The sequence below is a fragment of the Mesorhizobium sp. M2A.F.Ca.ET.043.05.1.1 genome, assembly GCF_003952445.1.
Classification (GTDB): Bacteria; Pseudomonadota; Alphaproteobacteria; order Rhizobiales; family Rhizobiaceae; genus Mesorhizobium.
The window spans coordinates 6,456,471-6,472,163 of sequence record NZ_CP034446.1; the positions used below are offsets into that span (position 1 = coordinate 6,456,471).

General features: G+C 63.7%; 19 protein-coding genes. 3 read left to right on the plus strand and 16 right to left on the minus strand.

Annotated elements, in window-relative coordinates:
* Positions 1 to 15: 15 nt before the first annotated feature.
* The 3 genes from EJ069_RS31155 to EJ069_RS31165 all read right to left on the minus strand — a co-directional run bounded on the left by EJ069_RS31155 (position 16) and on the right by EJ069_RS31165 (position 2,340).
* Positions 16 to 486 (minus strand): hypothetical protein, encoded by a 471-nt coding sequence (locus EJ069_RS31155; protein ID WP_126064382.1) that lies wholly within the window; start codon positions 484 to 486, stop codon positions 16 to 18.
* Between the two features lie 238 nt (positions 487 to 724).
* Positions 725 to 1,630 (minus strand): methylated-DNA--[protein]-cysteine S-methyltransferase, encoded by a 906-nt coding sequence (locus tag EJ069_RS31160; RefSeq protein ID WP_042641085.1) that lies wholly within the window; start codon positions 1,628 to 1,630, stop codon positions 725 to 727.
* Between the two features lie 215 nt (positions 1,631 to 1,845).
* Positions 1,846 to 2,340 (minus strand): DUF2244 domain-containing protein, encoded by a 495-nt coding sequence (locus EJ069_RS31165; RefSeq protein ID WP_126064383.1) that lies wholly within the window; start codon positions 2,338 to 2,340, stop codon positions 1,846 to 1,848.
* Positions 2,341 to 2,363: 23 nt separating this feature from the next.
* Between EJ069_RS31165 and nth the strand changes: the two genes are divergently transcribed.
* Complete coding sequence (gene nth, locus EJ069_RS31170; protein ID WP_126064384.1) at positions 2,364 to 3,170, plus strand: endonuclease III; 807 nt, start codon at positions 2,364 to 2,366, stop codon at positions 3,168 to 3,170.
* A 9-nt stretch (positions 3,171 to 3,179) separates the two neighbouring features.
* Here the strand turns inward: nth and EJ069_RS31175 are convergent, their stop codons facing one another.
* The gene (locus EJ069_RS31175; RefSeq protein WP_126064385.1) at positions 3,180 to 3,635 is read right to left on the minus strand and encodes a DUF2214 family protein; all 456 of its coding nucleotides are present in this window, start codon (positions 3,633 to 3,635) and stop codon (positions 3,180 to 3,182) included.
* Positions 3,636 to 3,913: 278 nt separating this feature from the next.
* Here EJ069_RS31175 and EJ069_RS31180 point away from each other — a divergent pair, with 278 nt between their 5' ends.
* Positions 3,914 to 4,468 (plus strand): GNAT family N-acetyltransferase, encoded by a 555-nt coding sequence (locus EJ069_RS31180; RefSeq protein WP_126064386.1) that lies wholly within the window; start codon positions 3,914 to 3,916, stop codon positions 4,466 to 4,468.
* 1 nt (position 4,469) lies between these two features.
* Here the strand turns inward: EJ069_RS31180 and EJ069_RS31185 are convergent, their stop codons facing one another.
* The 9 genes from EJ069_RS31185 to EJ069_RS31225 all read right to left on the minus strand — a co-directional run bounded on the left by EJ069_RS31185 (position 4,470) and on the right by EJ069_RS31225 (position 10,903).
* Positions 4,470 to 6,956 (minus strand): EAL domain-containing protein, encoded by a 2,487-nt coding sequence (locus tag EJ069_RS31185; protein ID WP_126064387.1) that lies wholly within the window; start codon positions 6,954 to 6,956, stop codon positions 4,470 to 4,472.
* Between the two features lie 300 nt (positions 6,957 to 7,256).
* Positions 7,257 to 7,655 (minus strand): DUF1801 domain-containing protein, encoded by a 399-nt coding sequence (locus tag EJ069_RS31190; protein WP_126064388.1) that lies wholly within the window; start codon positions 7,653 to 7,655, stop codon positions 7,257 to 7,259.
* A 78-nt stretch (positions 7,656 to 7,733) separates the two neighbouring features.
* On the minus strand, positions 7,734 to 8,177 hold the full coding sequence (locus EJ069_RS31195) for a DUF1801 domain-containing protein (protein WP_126064389.1): 444 nt from the start codon (positions 8,175 to 8,177) through the stop codon (positions 7,734 to 7,736).
* Complete coding sequence (locus tag EJ069_RS31200; protein WP_126064390.1) at positions 8,177 to 8,410, minus strand: hypothetical protein; 234 nt, start codon at positions 8,408 to 8,410, stop codon at positions 8,177 to 8,179. The genes EJ069_RS31195 and EJ069_RS31200 overlap by 1 nt, the downstream gene beginning before the upstream one ends.
* Positions 8,411 to 8,449: 39 nt before the next feature.
* Positions 8,450 to 8,842, minus strand: coding sequence for a VOC family protein (locus EJ069_RS31205; RefSeq protein WP_126064391.1), 393 nt, complete (start codon positions 8,840 to 8,842; stop codon positions 8,450 to 8,452).
* Positions 8,843 to 8,929: 87 nt separating this feature from the next.
* Entirely contained in the window at positions 8,930 to 9,334 is a 405-nt protein-coding gene (locus tag EJ069_RS31210) for an SRPBCC domain-containing protein (protein ID WP_126064392.1), read from the minus strand.
* Complete coding sequence (locus tag EJ069_RS31215) at positions 9,331 to 9,654, minus strand: metalloregulator ArsR/SmtB family transcription factor (protein ID WP_126064393.1); 324 nt, start codon at positions 9,652 to 9,654, stop codon at positions 9,331 to 9,333. Before EJ069_RS31215 ends, EJ069_RS31210 begins: the two co-directional genes overlap by 4 nt.
* A gap of 140 nt (positions 9,655 to 9,794) precedes the next feature.
* Positions 9,795 to 10,262, minus strand: a complete 468-nt coding sequence (locus EJ069_RS31220) for an NUDIX hydrolase (RefSeq protein ID WP_126064927.1) — start codon at positions 10,260 to 10,262, stop codon at positions 9,795 to 9,797.
* A gap of 248 nt (positions 10,263 to 10,510) precedes the next feature.
* Positions 10,511 to 10,903 (minus strand): hypothetical protein, encoded by a 393-nt coding sequence (locus tag EJ069_RS31225; RefSeq protein WP_245456371.1) that lies wholly within the window; start codon positions 10,901 to 10,903, stop codon positions 10,511 to 10,513.
* 115 nt (positions 10,904 to 11,018) lie between these two features.
* Between EJ069_RS31225 and EJ069_RS31230 the strand changes: the two genes are divergently transcribed.
* Positions 11,019 to 11,603: an invasion associated locus B family protein gene (locus EJ069_RS31230; protein ID WP_126064394.1), complete on the plus strand. Its 585-nt coding sequence runs from the start codon at positions 11,019 to 11,021 to the stop codon at positions 11,601 to 11,603.
* A 48-nt stretch (positions 11,604 to 11,651) separates the two neighbouring features.
* Here the strand turns inward: EJ069_RS31230 and EJ069_RS31235 are convergent, their stop codons facing one another.
* The 3 genes from EJ069_RS31235 to kdpC are packed head-to-tail and all read right to left on the minus strand — an operon-like array spanning position 11,652 to position 15,688.
* Positions 11,652 to 12,353: a response regulator transcription factor gene (locus tag EJ069_RS31235; protein ID WP_126064395.1), complete on the minus strand. Its 702-nt coding sequence runs from the start codon at positions 12,351 to 12,353 to the stop codon at positions 11,652 to 11,654.
* On the minus strand, positions 12,350 to 15,073 hold the full coding sequence (locus EJ069_RS31240) for a sensor histidine kinase KdpD (RefSeq protein WP_126064929.1): 2,724 nt from the start codon (positions 15,071 to 15,073) through the stop codon (positions 12,350 to 12,352). The genes EJ069_RS31235 and EJ069_RS31240 overlap by 4 nt, the downstream gene beginning before the upstream one ends.
* A gap of 51 nt (positions 15,074 to 15,124) precedes the next feature.
* Positions 15,125 to 15,688, minus strand: a complete 564-nt coding sequence (kdpC, locus tag EJ069_RS31245) for a potassium-transporting ATPase subunit KdpC (RefSeq protein WP_126064396.1) — start codon at positions 15,686 to 15,688, stop codon at positions 15,125 to 15,127.
* Positions 15,689 to 15,693 lie beyond the last annotated feature (5 nt).

Consider the following 15,693-nt stretch of genomic DNA (forward strand, 5'->3'; position numbering starts at 1 on the left):
CCTTTCGCGTGAGAGCTATTCGCAGCGCAACGTCACCGTTGCCTGGTAATTGCCGGCGGAGAACCGGTTCGTGCCGCTCTTGGTGCCGGCGAGATTGACCGCCACCGTCGATGTGCCGGGCACCGTCAGCGCGGTCGCGGTGCCGGTTTCGGCAATCGTCTGCGCGCCTGAAGTGGCGAAGGTCGGAGTCCATGTCGTCGCCGTCGTGTCGGATGCCGGCACGGTGGTCGTGGTTACCGGGTCCACGCTGAGCGAGACGCCGCCCGTCGTGTCGACCTGAGCGCTGCCTGCCGAGCCGCCGGCATTGTGTGAGCTCAGCGACTGAAGATTGCTGCTCACGGTCATCGTGCCGTTGGAGTTGATCGTGATGGTGCAGGTCGCGGTGATCGTGCCGTTGAAAAGCACGTTTCCGGTGGCGGCCGATGCCGTCTGGCCGGCGCAGGCGGCCAGCAGGCCTGCTGCCATTGCGGCGCGAGCGAATTTCATTGGGACCCCTCCTTCGAGCCGGATGGTGCCGGCTCAACGTCGGGTCATCTTCCCTTTATCGTGGTTAATTTAGCGTTAAGTGAAATAACGTCGGGAAGCAACTTAAAGGAAAACCGGCGCCAACCGCAGGTTGTCACCGGTTGTATTTTGCAAATATGTCGATCGGTTTATTTAGGATGTACCGATTTATATTACGATATGCGGTTTTTCGCAACGGTCCACCAAAAAATCGATTGTTTCAGGAGCCCACTTGCCCCGCTTCCCAGCCGAGGATGGCGCGTTTGCGTGTCAGACCCCAGTGATAGCCGGTGAGTGCGCCCGACTTGCCCAGCGCCCGATGGCAGGGCACCACGAAGGACATCGGGTTGGCGCCCACGGCCGCGCCGACGGCCCGGCTGGCGCTTGGCGCGCCGATACTAGCCGCGATCGAGGAATAGGTGCAGGCCCTGCCCATCGGGATGCGCAGCAAGGCTTCCCAGACCCGCAGCTGGAAATCGGTGCCGATCATCACCACGCGCAGCGGCTGGTCGGCGCGCCACTTCGTCGGGTCGAAGACCCGCGCGGCGTAAGCCTGGGTGGCCGACATGTCCTCGACATAAGTCGCGTTCGGCCAGCGGCCGGACATGTCGGCGAAGGCAGCCCGCTCGCCGCCGGCATCGCAGAAGGCGAGGCCGGCGAGGCCGCGGTCAGTGACCATGATCAGCGCGATGCCGAAAGGCGAGATGTGATAACCGTAGCGGATGGTGAGGCCCGCGCCCCGCGTCTTGTAGTCGCCGGGCGACATCGCCTCGTGGGTGACGAAGAGGTCGTGCAGCCGGCCGGGGCCGGACATGCCGAGCTCGAACGAGGTCTCCAGCAGCGGCATGCCGGAATCGAGCAGCCTGCGCGCGTGGTCCAGCGTCACCGCCTGCAGAAAGGCTTTCGGCGACAGGCCGGCCCAGCGGGTGAACAGCTTCTGCAGGCCGGTCGGCGTCTCGCCGACTTCCTCGGCCAGCACCTCCAGCGAAGGCTGGTCGCGATAATCGAGGCTGATCTTCTCGATGGCGCGGCGCACGACGTCATAGTCGCTGCCTTCCGGGGTGATGTCGTTCTCAAGGATCGCGATCGGCTTCATCTGCGTATTCATGGTCATCTGCGCGTTCATGGCAATATCTCCTTGGCCGCGAATATCGGTCCTCCGGAGCTTTGCAACCACCCGAAACTTGCCTTCCTGCCGTCGGTACCGGACCGTCCTACAAGCCGCAGCAAGGGGCGCGGCTTAGCTGGTCCGCGCGCTTGTTCGTCGGCCTCTGGAGGCTTATCCCCGCCATGCGCAAGGTCGGCAGGTTGCTGCGCTACCGGTTCAGATTTGCCTGGGCGTCAGCGCGTCTTGGCGGTTGCCAGCGCGCGTGAAAAGGCGGTGGCGAAGCTCTCGCGGTCGTCGGGATTGAGGAAGCCGCCGATCGCCACGCTCTTGCCCTGCGCTTCGACGGCCATCCTGGTGATGCCGATTTCGCTGTGGCGGGCGATCGAGAACCGGGTCCAGAACGGGTTGAAATGATGCGCTTCAGAGCGGCCGGAAGGTGCTGTCTTGCGGATGTCGAGGCTGGTGCGCGACACGGTGATTTCCTCGCGGGCGCGCGCGGCGCGATAGTTGGCGCGGAAAGCGATATAGACGGCGATCACATCGAGGCCGAAGAAGCCGAACACCGGCCAGGCGCCATGCGCCAGGAAAAAGGCGCCGGTGACCGCCCAGCCGAAGACAAGCGCCCCCATCAGGATCAGGAAACCGGTGCGGCCGAGCGAGCGGTGCGGCGTCAGCAAGGCCTGGAAAAATGGCTGGTCGGCTTCGAATGACGCGTTTGTGTCGCTCATGACGGAATATTATAGGAAGGGACATGGCGCCTCCCAAGTCCAAAAAATCCATCGCTGTCAAAAAGCCTCAACCCGCCCCTGCCGGCGGCGGCCGGGCGACTGGTACACGGCCGCGAAAAGCCGCTTCCCGGTCCCTCTACAGTGCCGCCGAGGTGCATGAGATCTTCCGGCGCTTTTCCGTGCAGCGGCCTGAGCCGAAAGGCGAGCTCGACTATGTCAACGCCTTCACCCTGCTGGTCGCGGTGGTGCTGTCGGCGCAGGCGACTGACGCAGGCGTCAACAAGGCGACCAAGGCATTGTTCGCGGCTGCCGACACGCCAGCCAGGATGCTGGCGCTGGGCGAGGCCAAGGTCGGCGACTACATCCGCACCATCGGCCTGTGGCGGAACAAAGCGAAGAACGTGATCGCGCTGTCGAAGGCGCTGATCGAAAACTATGCGGGCCAGGTGCCGCAGGATCGCGACGAGCTGGTGAAGCTGCCGGGCGTCGGGCGCAAGACCGCCAATGTCGTGCTCAACGTCGCCTTCGGCCAGCACACGATGGCGGTCGACACGCATATCTTCCGCATCGGCAACCGGATCGGGCTGGCGCCCGGCAAGACGCCGGAACAGGTCGAGCAGGGGCTGCTCAAGGTCATCCCGGCCGAATATATGCGCCACGCGCATCACTGGCTGATCCTGCATGGCCGCTATGTCTGCAAGGCGCGCAAGCCCGATTGCCCGGTCTGCATCATCGCCGATATCTGCAAGTCGAAGGAAAAGACTACCGACATACCCGCCCCACTGGTGCCGATCGCGCCGCTGGATGGGACGTTTCCGGCCGAGGCCTAGGGCCGTGCTCTAATAGCCGTAGCCGCGCGCCATGGCCGCGGCAAAGACAGGAATGAGCAGGAAGATGAAGCCTTCGGCGCGGACATAGTTCTTCACCGAGGCGAGTTCTGCCGCCGGCACGGCGAAAGACGGATTGCCGTTCGCCTGCCTATTCCAGGCGAGGAAGCGCATGGTCGGCACGATCGACAGCAGGCCGACGATGGCGAAGGCTGCCATCTTTGCCCAGAACACCCAATTGTAAACGTAGAACTCCCAACCCTTCAGGCCGAAGAACACCCGGCAGACGCCGACGATGACGATCAGCGCGGCGATGATGCCGTAATGGCGGTCGATGCCGGCAAGGCGCTTCAGCGCCGCCGCGCCCAGATCGCCGCGCACCAGCACGAACTCGGCGCCGATGATGCCGGCCAGCGAGAACACCAGCAGGTGATGGAGAATGGCCAATACAAGGTCAGTAGTGTCCATGTTCTTCCCTGCGCCTGGCGGCCGCGCCGCGGCTGGATGCTGTGTCCGAACAGTAGCATCATCGGTCAGGATTCCCAGACAGCGAAATCGTTGCGCTGGAGGATGATGCTGGCCAATCCTGGCCCTTGCCGGGGGACGCCGGTTTGCTAGAGCAATTCCAGGAAAAGTGTGAGCGGTTTTCCGTCCGGAATTGCGTGAAAACAAAGAGTTAGTGTGTTTCACCGTCTCGCGAAACGGTGAAACACACTAAGCGCTGCCGTCTCAACGAGAGGAGTGCCATGAGCATCAAGACGGAAGCTGGCGTGCCGATCCTCGAGACGGCGCGGACTATCCTGCGGCCCCATCGTCTGGGCGATTTCGAGACGTATGCCGCCATATGGGCGGAACCTGCGGTGACCCGTTTCATCGGCGGCAAGCCGCGCACGCGCGAGGAAAGCTGGATGCGCTTCCTGCGCCATGCCGGCCTGTGGTCGCTGATCGGCTACGGCTTCTGGGCGATCGAGGACAAGGCGACGGGGCGCTTCATCGGCGAGGCCGGCTTCCATGACTTGAAGCGCGAGATCGAACCTTCGATCGAAGGCGTGCCGGAAGCCGGGTGGGCCCTGGCTTCGGAGGCGCATGGCCGGGGGCTTGCGAGCGAGGTTGTCGGGCGGATCGTCGCCTGGAGCGACAAGGCGTTGGGACAAGCGAGAACCGTCTGCATCATCGATCCGGAAAACGGCGCTTCGCTGAAGGTCGCCGAAAAGAACGGTTATGGAGAGATTCTGCGGACCACCTATCACGAGAAGCCGACGATCCTGCTGGAACGGCGGGCCGGAGGAATTGTCGCCTAGATTAGCCCGCTTTGCGGCGCAGCGTCCGCGCCAAAGTCTCCCATCCATCCGTCGTTGCATCGCGCTCGCTGCGGTTGCCGCGCAGCACCGTGGTTGCGTCGAATGGCTGGGGCCGCGCAATCGCATAGCCCTGCGCATAGTCGACGCCGATCGCTTTCAAGGCGTCGATGATGCCTTCGCTTTCGACGAATTCGGCGATGGTGCGTTTTCCCGTCACCTTGCCGATGTGATGGATCATCTCGACCATCGCGCGGTCGATGCGGTCGTCGAGCATGTCCTTGACGAAGCTGCCGTCGATCTTGAGGTAGTCGACCGGCAAATGCTTCAGATAGGCGAAGGACGACATGCCGGAGCCGAAATCGTCGAGCGCGAAGCGGCAGCCAAGCCCGCGCAGATCGGCGATGAAGCGCATGGCTTCGGAAAGATTGGCAATGGCGCTGGTCTCGGTGATCTCCAGACAGATCGTTTCGGGGAGGATGGCGTGCGCGGCGAACTGCTCGCGCATGAAGCCGAGGAACGTCTCGTCGCCGAAGGTGGCGCCGGAGAGATTGATCGCGCAGGTGGATATCGGCGTCGCGTGCGGGTCGGCGCGCCTGGCCGCCAAGGTGGCGAAGGTGTTGCGCACCACCCATCGGTCGATCGCCGGCATCAATCCGTAGCGCTCCGCCGCCGGGATGAAGCTCTGCGGCGTGACGAAGCTGCCGTCCTCGTCGGTCAGCCTGAGCAGGATTTCGATATGCGCGCCCTGCTCCGGGATCTCGTCGCGCAGGGGCGCGATCTCCTGCGCATGCAGCCTGAAGCGGTCCTGATCCAGCGCGGCATTCAGACGCTGCACCCAGGCCATCTCGCCGAAGCGCTCGCGCAGCGCGGTGTCGCCCTCGCTGTGGAAATGGATGCGGTTGCGGCCCTTTTCCTTCGCCATGTAGCAGGCGACGTCGGCTGCGCGCAGCACCTCCTCCAACGTCATGCCGACATTGGCGACCTCGACCATGCCGATGCTGACGCTGATGTTGAAGGGACGCCCGTCCCAGGAGAAATGCAGGTCCTGGACCGTGGCGCGCAGCCGTTCGGCGGTTGCGGCGGCACAGTCGGCATCGCAATCGAAGAGCAGCACGCCGAACTCGTCGCCGCCCAGCCTGGCCAGGATGTCGCCGGGCGGCAGCTCGTTGGCGAGCAGCACCGAAATCTGGCGCAGCAGCTGGTCGCCGGCGGCATGGCCGCATGTGTCGTTGACCAGCTTGAACTGGTCGAGGTCGAGATACATCAGCGCATGCCTGCGCGACCTTTCCGGCGCTTCGGAGATCGCGCCCGCCAGCCGGTTCTCGAAGTCGCGGCGGTTGACGAGACCGGTCAGCGCATCATGCGATGCCTGCCACGACAGGCGCTCGATATAATCCTGCTCGCGCGTCATGTCGTGCAGGGCCAGGACACAGCCGAGGATCTGGCCCAAGACGATCAGCGGCGCGCCATTCAGCGCCACCGGCACGACCGAGCTGTCGGGACGCTCCAGGAGCTGCGGGCGCACATTGGAGCGGCGTGGCTCGCCTGCCAGCAGGCGCGCGATCAGATCGGTCTCCTCGACGCCGCTGTCCTTGTCGACAAGCCGGAACAACGAGGCGATGGGCCTGCCCCTGGCTGCGGCCAGCGAGCAGGCAAGCAGCCGCTCCGCGCCGGCATTCAGATAGTCAAGCCGCCCCTCGGCATCGGTGCTGATGACGGCCTGGCCGATCGAGGCCAGCGTGATCTGGGCACGCTCGCGCTCGGCGTTGAGGGCGCTCTGAAACGCCTGGCGCTGTATCATCAGCTTGCGCGTGCGCCAGACGACGAGCAGGATAAGCAGGGCGGCGGTGGCGAGATTGGCCGCCGTCAGCGCCATCTTGATGAAGCGCGACCCCTCGCCGAGGCTGTCGGAAAAAGCCTTGGCCAGCGGCCCGATCCGGTGGTCGAGCTGGTGGATTTTCGCCTTCCAAAGGCCGATCTCGGCTGGCGTTGCCGGCCCTTTTTCCAGCCTTCGATTCATCTCGTCGCCAAGTCCCTCGATGGCGAGGATCATCTCGTCGGCATCCGTCCAGTGGCGGATCGCGGTGTCGAGATAGCTGACGCGGCGGAAATTCCGGAACAGCCAGATCAGGCCGTCAACATCGTCGGGGTGGTTGTTGCCGCCGAGAAAGCCAAGCCGGGCCGCATTCGTGTCGGGCTCGGCCTGTTCGAGCGCCAGCCGCGCGGCGCGATCGGCGAGCGGCACGGCGATGGCTTGACGATATTCGTTGAAATATTCCTGCTGGCCGGTATCGGCATAGAGGTTCAGGAAGTAGATGGCGTGCTTCTGGCCTTTCGACCATTGACTTTCGCCGCCGACATAGGCGCGGACCGCGGATAATGTGTGGAGGCTGAGGGTTGCGACCAGCGCCTGGACCAGGACTACCGCGACGAAGGGCCAGACCAGCCCTATCAGACGCGGACCGGCATCGGTCGACGAGAACTTCATCCCATTCCCATGGAGCTCGTTCTGCTCCCCCGGCGTCTGTCCGACTGGCTCATCCGTCGGTTGAGACGATATTTTTCCCCGCATGTCGCCCGGTTGCCGGCGACATCGATCCAGATAGCGCGCCTGGCTTAACGGCCAATAAATTTGTCCAGTATTTGTTTCATGAATTATTGCTCAGAAACAGAAGGACGCTTACGCTGCGTAATGGCGATATTTTGGTGCATAGTATCGATCCGCGTTGCCGGGCGCGGAAGAAAAAGCCGGCAACATCAACCCGAAGCGTTACATCGCAGTCCTCTCTCAGCGCTTGGCCTTCGATCTGTTGAGGGTCACGGCTTCGCGTACGAGCGCCTTCAGGGCATCGGCGTCGATCGTGTCGCCTTGCTTGAAATCGATTGCGCGCCTGGTGTTGCCTTCGAGGCTGGAGTTGAAGAGCTTCTTGGGGTCGGGCAGCGCCGCGCCTCTGGCGAAGGTCAGCTTGACGACGGCCTTGTAGGTCTCGCCGGTGCAGATGATGCCGGCATCCTCCCAGACCGGCACGCCGCGCCATTTCCATGTCTCGACGGCTTCCGGCGCGGCCTGCCGGATCAGGGCGCGGAGCCGGGCAAGCATCTCGCCGCGCCAGTCGCCGAGTTCCTTGATCCTTCCGTCGATCAGCTCGGACGCAGACTTGCCGTCCTGCTCGCCGTCTTTTTGCATGTCTGGTTTCTCCTCGATGCTGGATATGAGATCGCCGCCGTGGCCCTTCGGGGAGACGGCGCTTGATCCTTCGTGCGCTTACATCCGTTCGCCGGGCAGCTGGCTCGCCTGTTTCACCCAGGAGACGAATTGCTCCTCGTCGAGCCGATCGTCCTCATGGATATGCAAATAGCGCGTGTCCCCGCTCTTGGATTCGGCCGGCGGCACGGGATCCAGCGACAGGCCGCGGAAGAACGCCACCTTGATGTATCTGCCGAAGCAATGGATGCCGAGAAACCAGCCTTCGCCCTCCATACCGTAGAATGGAGAGTTCCACTTGACGGCCTTCTGCACGTTGGGAACGGCTTGCACGATGAGCTGGTCGAGCCGGCGCCCGACCTCGCTCTTCCAGCCCGGCATCGCCGCGATATAGGCCTGCACGGGAGCGTCGCCATGGCCCTTGGCGATCTGCGGATTGCCGCCTGAAAGCAGGACCGGTTTCTCGTGCGGAGATGCGTCGGCTTTCGATTTCGCCTTCGCCATCAGGCCGATTCCGTGCGCTCGCCCGCTGGCTCTTCGCGCCATCTGGCGGCATAGGGCAGCACGAACATGTAGAGCCCGCTGAACAAAAGCAGGAAAAGCGGGATCAACGGCGAATAGACGATCCAGGCGGGCGGCGGGCCCATGGCCATGGCGGCGAAATTGGCAATGACGGTGACGGTGAAGATGATCGACAGCCAGCGGTGAAGCTGCCTGATCCACTTGCTCCAGTTCAATCTAACCTCCCTTGCAAATGACGAGACGGATCGAGGCGCCTACCAGCGCGCCAGCTGCGAAAGCTGGACGAGGTTGCCGCAGGTGTCGTTGAGCTGCGCGATGGTGGCGCCGGTCACCGCGGTCGGCGCCATGGCAAAACTGCCGCCCTTGGCCTTGATGCGATCGTGGTCGGCCTTGATGTCGTCGCTGAACAGCATCAGCGCCGGCTGGCCCTGCTTGAAGATGGCCTGCTGATAGGTCTTTGCCGCCGGATTGTCATTGAGTGCCAGCTGCAGTTCGGTGCCATCCGGATCGTCGGGCGAGGTGACGGTCAGCCAGCGGAATGGACCGTTGGTGAAATCCGCCTTCCTGGTGAAGCCCAGAACGCCGGTGTAGAAGGCGAGGGCCTTCTCCTGGTCGTCGACATAGATGCTGGTCAACTTGATCTTCATTTCGATATCTCCATGGCTTACGCCTGCGGTGTGCCGCCCCGCCAAACAGTGTGTTGTTCCGAGCAGTCCTGCTATTGGCGGCGACCTTCAGTCGAGCCGCGAAAGGACCTCCTCCAAGGTCGCCAGATATCTCTTCCAGCCGACGGTGGCGCCGCGGTAATACGGCTCCTGATCCGTGCGGAAGCCGACCTGCTCCATACGCAGACGCGTGCCCGTGCCCGTCGGAGTCAGCGTCCAGGTGACCACGCTCTCGAGGTCCTTGGTGTCCCAGCTGTAGGACAGCGTCCGGTTTGGTTCGACCGTCCGCACCTGGCAGTCGACGCCACCCCATTCGGCGCTCAGATTGAAGCGATGGTCCAGGACCGGCTTGAAGTCGTTCTTCATCAGCCACGCCTCGATGAGATGCGGTTGGGTGAGAGCACGCCAAATCTTTTCCGGCGCAAAAGGTATCTCGCGCTCGACGATGACGGAGCGCGTTGCGGCTTCGTTCATTGATCCATCCTTTTGAGCAGGTCTTCGAGATCGTCGAACCGGCTTTCCCAAAACCCCGCCATGTCGCGCGTCCAATCCATCAATGGCGCAAGCGCCTTGATCTGCGCGCTGTAATGGGTCTGGCGCCCTTCATGGCGGTCGCGCACCAGTCCCGCCTCCTTGAGCACGCCCAGATGCTTCGACACCGCCGGCTGCGACACGCCTGCCTGCGCGGTGAGGGCTCCGACCGTCTGCTCGCCCTGGCGGCAGAGACGTTCGAAGATGGCGCGCCGCGTCGGATCGGCAAGCGTCCTGAACAGCATGTCATGGGCAGTTGTCATCAATCAATAACCCATTGGCTATTGATTGATGTATAACCATCGGGATATGTGTGAGTCAAGCTTCGAATGGGCACGGTCCCAGCGGTGGATTCACACCGGCATGCCGCCATCGCGCCGAACGATACTGAAGAGGTATCCGCCTAAGACGGATCGGCGGCCGGAATGGTCAGATCCCGGAGCAGCGTCGAAAGCTCAGGCTCGTCGATGAGCAGGGCAGCGTCTGCCGGCGGCAGCCAAGCGCGTTGCCGGTTCGCGGCCTCCCGCCAATCGGCAAGTTCCTCCGTGACCTGGAGGAGATAGACCGAAACGTCCACCCGAATGAAGCCGTCGGTCATGCGTTTCCAATAGGAATAGGTACCGGCAGGCCGCTTCAGCGACTTGCCGAGAACACCGGCCTCTTCCTGGGCTTCGATCGTTGCCGCCCTGCGTCCGCTCTTGCCTTTCATCGGCCAGCCCTTGGGCACGATGAAGCGCCGCGTGGTGCGTGAGGTGACGAGCAACACTTCGAGGCCACCGTCTTCCCGCAACCGGAACGGAATGGCCGCCACCTGGCGGATCCGTTGCCCTTTCTTGGCTTTGCGAACTGCTTTCTTCTTGGTTGTTGCCATCCCAAATTCCGGTAGGAGCAGCTTCCCTGCCATACGCTATCGGCGCGGCAAAAACCTGGCCCCCTGCAAACCCTAGAGCGTCTCACCGTTTCGTGGAAACGGCGAACCGCTCTATCTTTCTGTTTTTACGCAATTCCTGACGGAAAACCGTGTCACACTTTTCCTGGAATTGCTCTAAAACCACCGCCCTTGCAATCCGGTATTTTGCCGGTAAGTAAGTCGGCTAATAACCTGAAAAAAACAAAATGTCAGCGGCAAACCCGCGAAATCGTGTTGCCGACCGCTTCCATTCGACATGTCTGATCATATACCGGCACGTTGGGCTGAGGCTGGCGCGCGGTGGGCCGGTCGAGCTCACGATAGATCTGCTGCTGATGCTGGTATTGCTGCCGCTGCAATTGGTTCTGCAACTGTTGCAGCTGGTTCTGTTGCACCAATGCGTTGCGATTCGTCGGGGTGACGACCTGGGCCGATACGCCGGAAGCCATGCCCAGCAAGCCGGTGGCCGCCAGGACAGCTGAAATCAGAAACGTCAATAGGCGGCGGAACGACATGGCTACCTTGTCCGCATGAAAAACAGAACCTGGACCTAATATAGGGTGTTCGACCGGCGGCGCCATGGTCAGCTGATCGATTGTCATGCCAAAGAAAATCCGGCCCGTGCCTCAGCATTGCACTTGACGGCGGCGGCGGCTGGCGGCTCTAACAGCGGCTCCGCCCGTCCACGCGACTGGCCGGTTGGCAAAGAGGGATTCGATGAAAATCAGGTATAAGTTTGCCATAGCGATGCTGGCCGTCGCCGGCATCGTCGGTCCGCCGGCATTCGCCGCGCAGAACAAGGGCGACAAGGTGGCCGCCCAGCCCGCCGGCGCGGCGGCCAAGCCGCAACTGCCGGGTGGCGCGTCGGCGCTTTCGGAAACGCATGGCGACTGGACGGTGAACTGCCAGGTCACCGGCAGCAACAAGGTCTGCAGCCTGTCGCATCAGCAGTTTAACAAGCAGAGCGGCCAGCGGCTGCTGGCGATCGAATTGACGACCAAGACCGGCCAGGACGCCAGCGGCACGCTGGCGCTGCCCTTCGGACTTGCGCTCGCCAACGGCGTCGCGATCGAGATCGACGACAAGAAGCTTGACGGCACGCTGCAGTTCAACACCTGCCAAGCGGTGGGTTGCCTGGTGCCGGTGACGTTCGATGCCGACACCACGCCGCTGCTGCAGAGCGCCACCACACTGAAGATCGACGCCACGGCGGCGGACACCATGCAGCCGATCTCCTTCACCATCTCGCTCAACGGTTTTGGAAGCGCGCTGGCGCGGACGGCGGATCTGTCGGCGGATTGATCCACAACAAGGGGATTCATTTTGAGGCGATGGCGAAAGCCGGTCGCCTTATTCGTTTCCGTCCACCTCGCGCAAACGATATCCGACGCCCGTCTCGGTGATGATGTAGCGCGGCTGGTCCGGGGTCTTCTCGATCTTCTGCCGCAGCTGGCGGACATAGACCCTCAGATATTGCACGTCGGTCGAGTCGTTCCAGATCTGCTTCATCAGGAACTGGTGCGTCAGCACCTTGCCGGCATATTGCACCAGCATGCGCAGGATGTCGTATTCCTTGGGCGACAGCTTCACTTCCTTGCCCTCGACCTTGACGATGCGCTTCACCAGGTCGACCGAAAGATCGCCGGTATGGAACACCGGCTTCTCGCCCTGCTGCTGGAACTTGTGGCGCAGCGCCACGCGGATGCGGGCAACCAGCTCGTTCATGCCGAAGGGCTTGGTCACATAGTCGTCGGCGCCAAGCTCGAGCGCCGAGACGATGCCGGCCTCGTCGGTGCGGCTGGACAGGATCACGACCGGAATGTCGAGACCCTCGCCACGCCATTTGCCGAGCAGCTCCAGGCCGGTCATGCCGGGCAGGCCGAGATCGAGCAGGATCAGGTCCGGCCGTTCGGTCTGCAGGAGCTCGATCGCCGCCTTGGCGTTCGGCGCCTCGGAGACCGTATAGCCCTGGCTGCCCAAGCCAACGCGCAGCAATTTGCGGATCGGCGGCTCGTCGTCGACGACCAATATGGACACGGTCTGATTTGTCATGCCGCATCATCCGTAAGCGGCGCGCCGAGCGCCGGCAACTCAGCCGGCACCGGCATGCGGATGGTGAAGATCGCGCCGGGACGGTCGGTGCGGTTGGCCGCCGCGATCGTGCCGCCCATCGCCTCGATGAAACCGCGGCTGATCGACAGGCCGAGACCCGTGCCGGCACGCACCTGGTCGCGTTTGCGCACGCGGTAGAAGGTATCGAATATCCGCTCCAGGTCGCCCGGCGGGATGCCCGGCCCCTCATCCATCACCTGCAGGATGATGGCGCCATTGTCGACCCAGGCCTGCAGCCGGATGATCGAGCCGGGCGCGGCGTATTTGGCGGCATTGTCGAGCAGGTTGAACAGCGCCTGCTCGAACAGCACGGGATCGAGCCGCAGCATCGGCAGGTCGGCCGGAATGTCGGTCTCTATTGTGTGCTCGGCGGTGATCTTCTGCGCCCGGTTCAGCGCCGAGCCGACGACATCGCCGACATAATGGAGCGCGTAATTCGGCTCCATCGCGCCCGATTCGATCCTGGTCATGTCGAGCAGATTGGCGATGAAGCGGTTCAGCCGCTCCGATTCGCTGACGACCGTCGACAGAAGCTCCGCGCGATCCATTTCCGGCAGCGCCGGCGCGAATTCCTTCAGCGTGCCGGCCGCGCCCATGATCGCGGCGAGCGGCGTCTTCAGGTCGTGCGAGATCGAGGTGAGCAGCGCCGAGCGCAACCGGTCCGCTTCAGCCGCAAGCCGGGCGCGGTCGACATCGGCAACGAGCTGGACGCGCTCGATGGCCACCGCTGCCTGGTCGACCAAGGCGTCGAGCAGGCGTTGCTGCTCGGGCGTCAGCAGCGGTCCCTGCTTGTCGTTGTCGAGGCCGACCACGCCAATCGCGGTCCGCCCCGTCCGCAAGGGGAGATAGAGGCGTTTTGCCCCGGGCAAGGTGTCGGCGCCGCGGCCGGCGGCGCGGTTGTGCTCCCAGGCCCAGCGCGCGGCCGCGATATCGGCCTCGGCCAGGGTATCGTCCGGCGGATAGCCGGCCTTGACGGTGATGGTGCCGTTTTCCGGCAGAAGCAGCACGACCCGGACCTTCAGCATCGAGGCGATCTGGAAGGCGGTGGCCCACAGCACGTCGTCGAGCGTGCCGGCGCCGGCGAGCTTCCTGGAAAAGGAATAGATATCCTCGGTCGCGCGCGCCCGCGAGCGCGCGGCGACCGCCTGGCGCTGCACGCGCGCCGTCAGATTGCTGGCGATCACGGCGACGACGAGGAAGACGGCGAAGGCAACGATGCTCTCCGGGTCCCGGATCGTCAGCGTGTAGCGCGGCTCGAGGAAGAAGAAGTTGAAGGCAAGCGCGGAGAGGAAACAGGCGTAGAGCGCCGGCCAGAGCCCGAAGGTGACCGCCGACGTCAGCACCGCCAGCAGCAGGACGCTGGCGAGATTGCGGACATCGAGGAACTGGTCGAGGATCGAGCTGACGGCCAGCGCGCCGGCGACGTAGACTGTCGAGATCAGATAGGGCCAGATCTGGAAAGGCTTCTGCTCGGTCGCGGCCTTGAGCCGCGCCGAGGGCGTGTCGGTATCACGCTCGGCGCCGGAAATGACGTGGACGCTGATGTCGCCGGCATTGCGGATCAGATCATAGGTGAGCGAACCCTCGATCAGCTCGCGCCAGCGCGAACGGGTAGGCCGGCCGATGACGATATGGGTAAAATTGTTCGTCGTCGCATGGCGCACGATGTCCTGGGCGACGTTCTGGCCGGGAATGGTGGTGATATCGGCGCCGAGCTGCTCGGCAAGGCGCAGGTTCCTGGCCAGGCGATCCTTGTCTTCCTCGGACATGCCGGCCAAACGCGGCGTGTCGATGTGAAGCGCCGTCCAGGGCGCGCGCAGCCGGTCGGCGAGCCGGCGCGCATAGCGGATGCGGGCCGCGCCGCCAGGTTGCGAGTCGACGCAGACGAGCACGCGCTCGCCGGCCGCCCAGGGACCGGGAATGGCGTGCGACTGCATGTGGTTGAGCAGCTGTTCGTCGACGCGCTGGGCGGTGCGGCGCAGCGCCAGCTCGCGCAGCGCCGTCAGATTGCCCGGCGAGAAATAGTTCTCGATGGCGCGCTGCGCGGTGTTGGGGAAATAGACCTTGCCGTCATGCAGCCGCTTGATGAGGTCGTTGGGGGTGAGATCGATGACCTCGATGTCGTCCGCCTCGTCGATGATGGAGTCGGGAACCGTCTCGCGCACCCTGACGCGGGTGATCTGGGCGACGACGTCGTTCAGGCTCTCGACATGCTGGATGTTCAGCGTGGTGTAGACGTCGATGCCTTGCGCCAGGATCTCCTGCACATCGAGATAGCGCTTGGGATGACGGCTGCCTGGCGCGTTGGTGTGGGCAAGCTCGTCGACCAGGACGAGGTCGGGGCGGCGCTTCAGGATGGCGTCGATGTCCATCTCGTCCAACGTCTGGCCGCGATAGTCGACCAGACGGCGCGGTACCACCTCATAGCCGTCGACCAGGGCCTGGGTTTCCTTGCGGCCATGCGTCTCGACGATGCCGATGACGACGTCGACGCCGTCGGCGCGGCGGGCGCGGCCCGCCATCAGCATCTCGTAGGTCTTGCCGACGCCGGGTGCCGCGCCGAGAAATATGCGCAGGCGGCCACGGCCTTCGCGCTCGGCATGCTCCAGCAGCGCGTCGGGGGAGGGGCGGTTCTCGGAGTCGGTCCTGTCGTCGGGCATCAGTCCAATCATGGATTGCGCCGGGAACCGTGTCGATCCCCGGCGCGTGGATCACTTCAGCTCGTCCAGCGCCAGGTTCAGCGCCAGCACATTGACCACCGGCTCGCCGAGGACGCCAAGCTCGCGCGCTTCGACATGGCCGTCGACGAGCGCCTTGACCTTGGCCTCGTCAACGCCGCGGGCCTTGGCGACGCGCGGCACCTGGAAATAGGCGGCCTCTGGGCTGATGTCGGGATCGAGGCCGCTGCCGGAGGTCGTGACGAGGTCCATCGGCACCGGCGCGTTCGGATTCTCGGCCTTCAGCTTCTCGGCGTCGCCCTTGATGCGGTCGATGAGCTTGGGATTGGTCGGGCCGAGATTGGAGCCGCTGGAGGAGGCGGCGTTGTAACCGTCACCGGCCGCCGAGGGCCGGCCGTGGAAATAGCGGTCGCTGGCGAAGGCCTGGCCGATCAGGCTGGAGCCGATGACCTTTCCGTCCTTCTCGATCAGGCTGCCATTGGCCTGGTTCGGGAACAGCGCCTGGGCGATGCCGGTCATGCCGATCGGATAGATCAGGCCGGTCAGCACCGTGAAAAAGACGATCATGACAAAAGCGGGTCTGAGTTGCTTGAACATCGAGA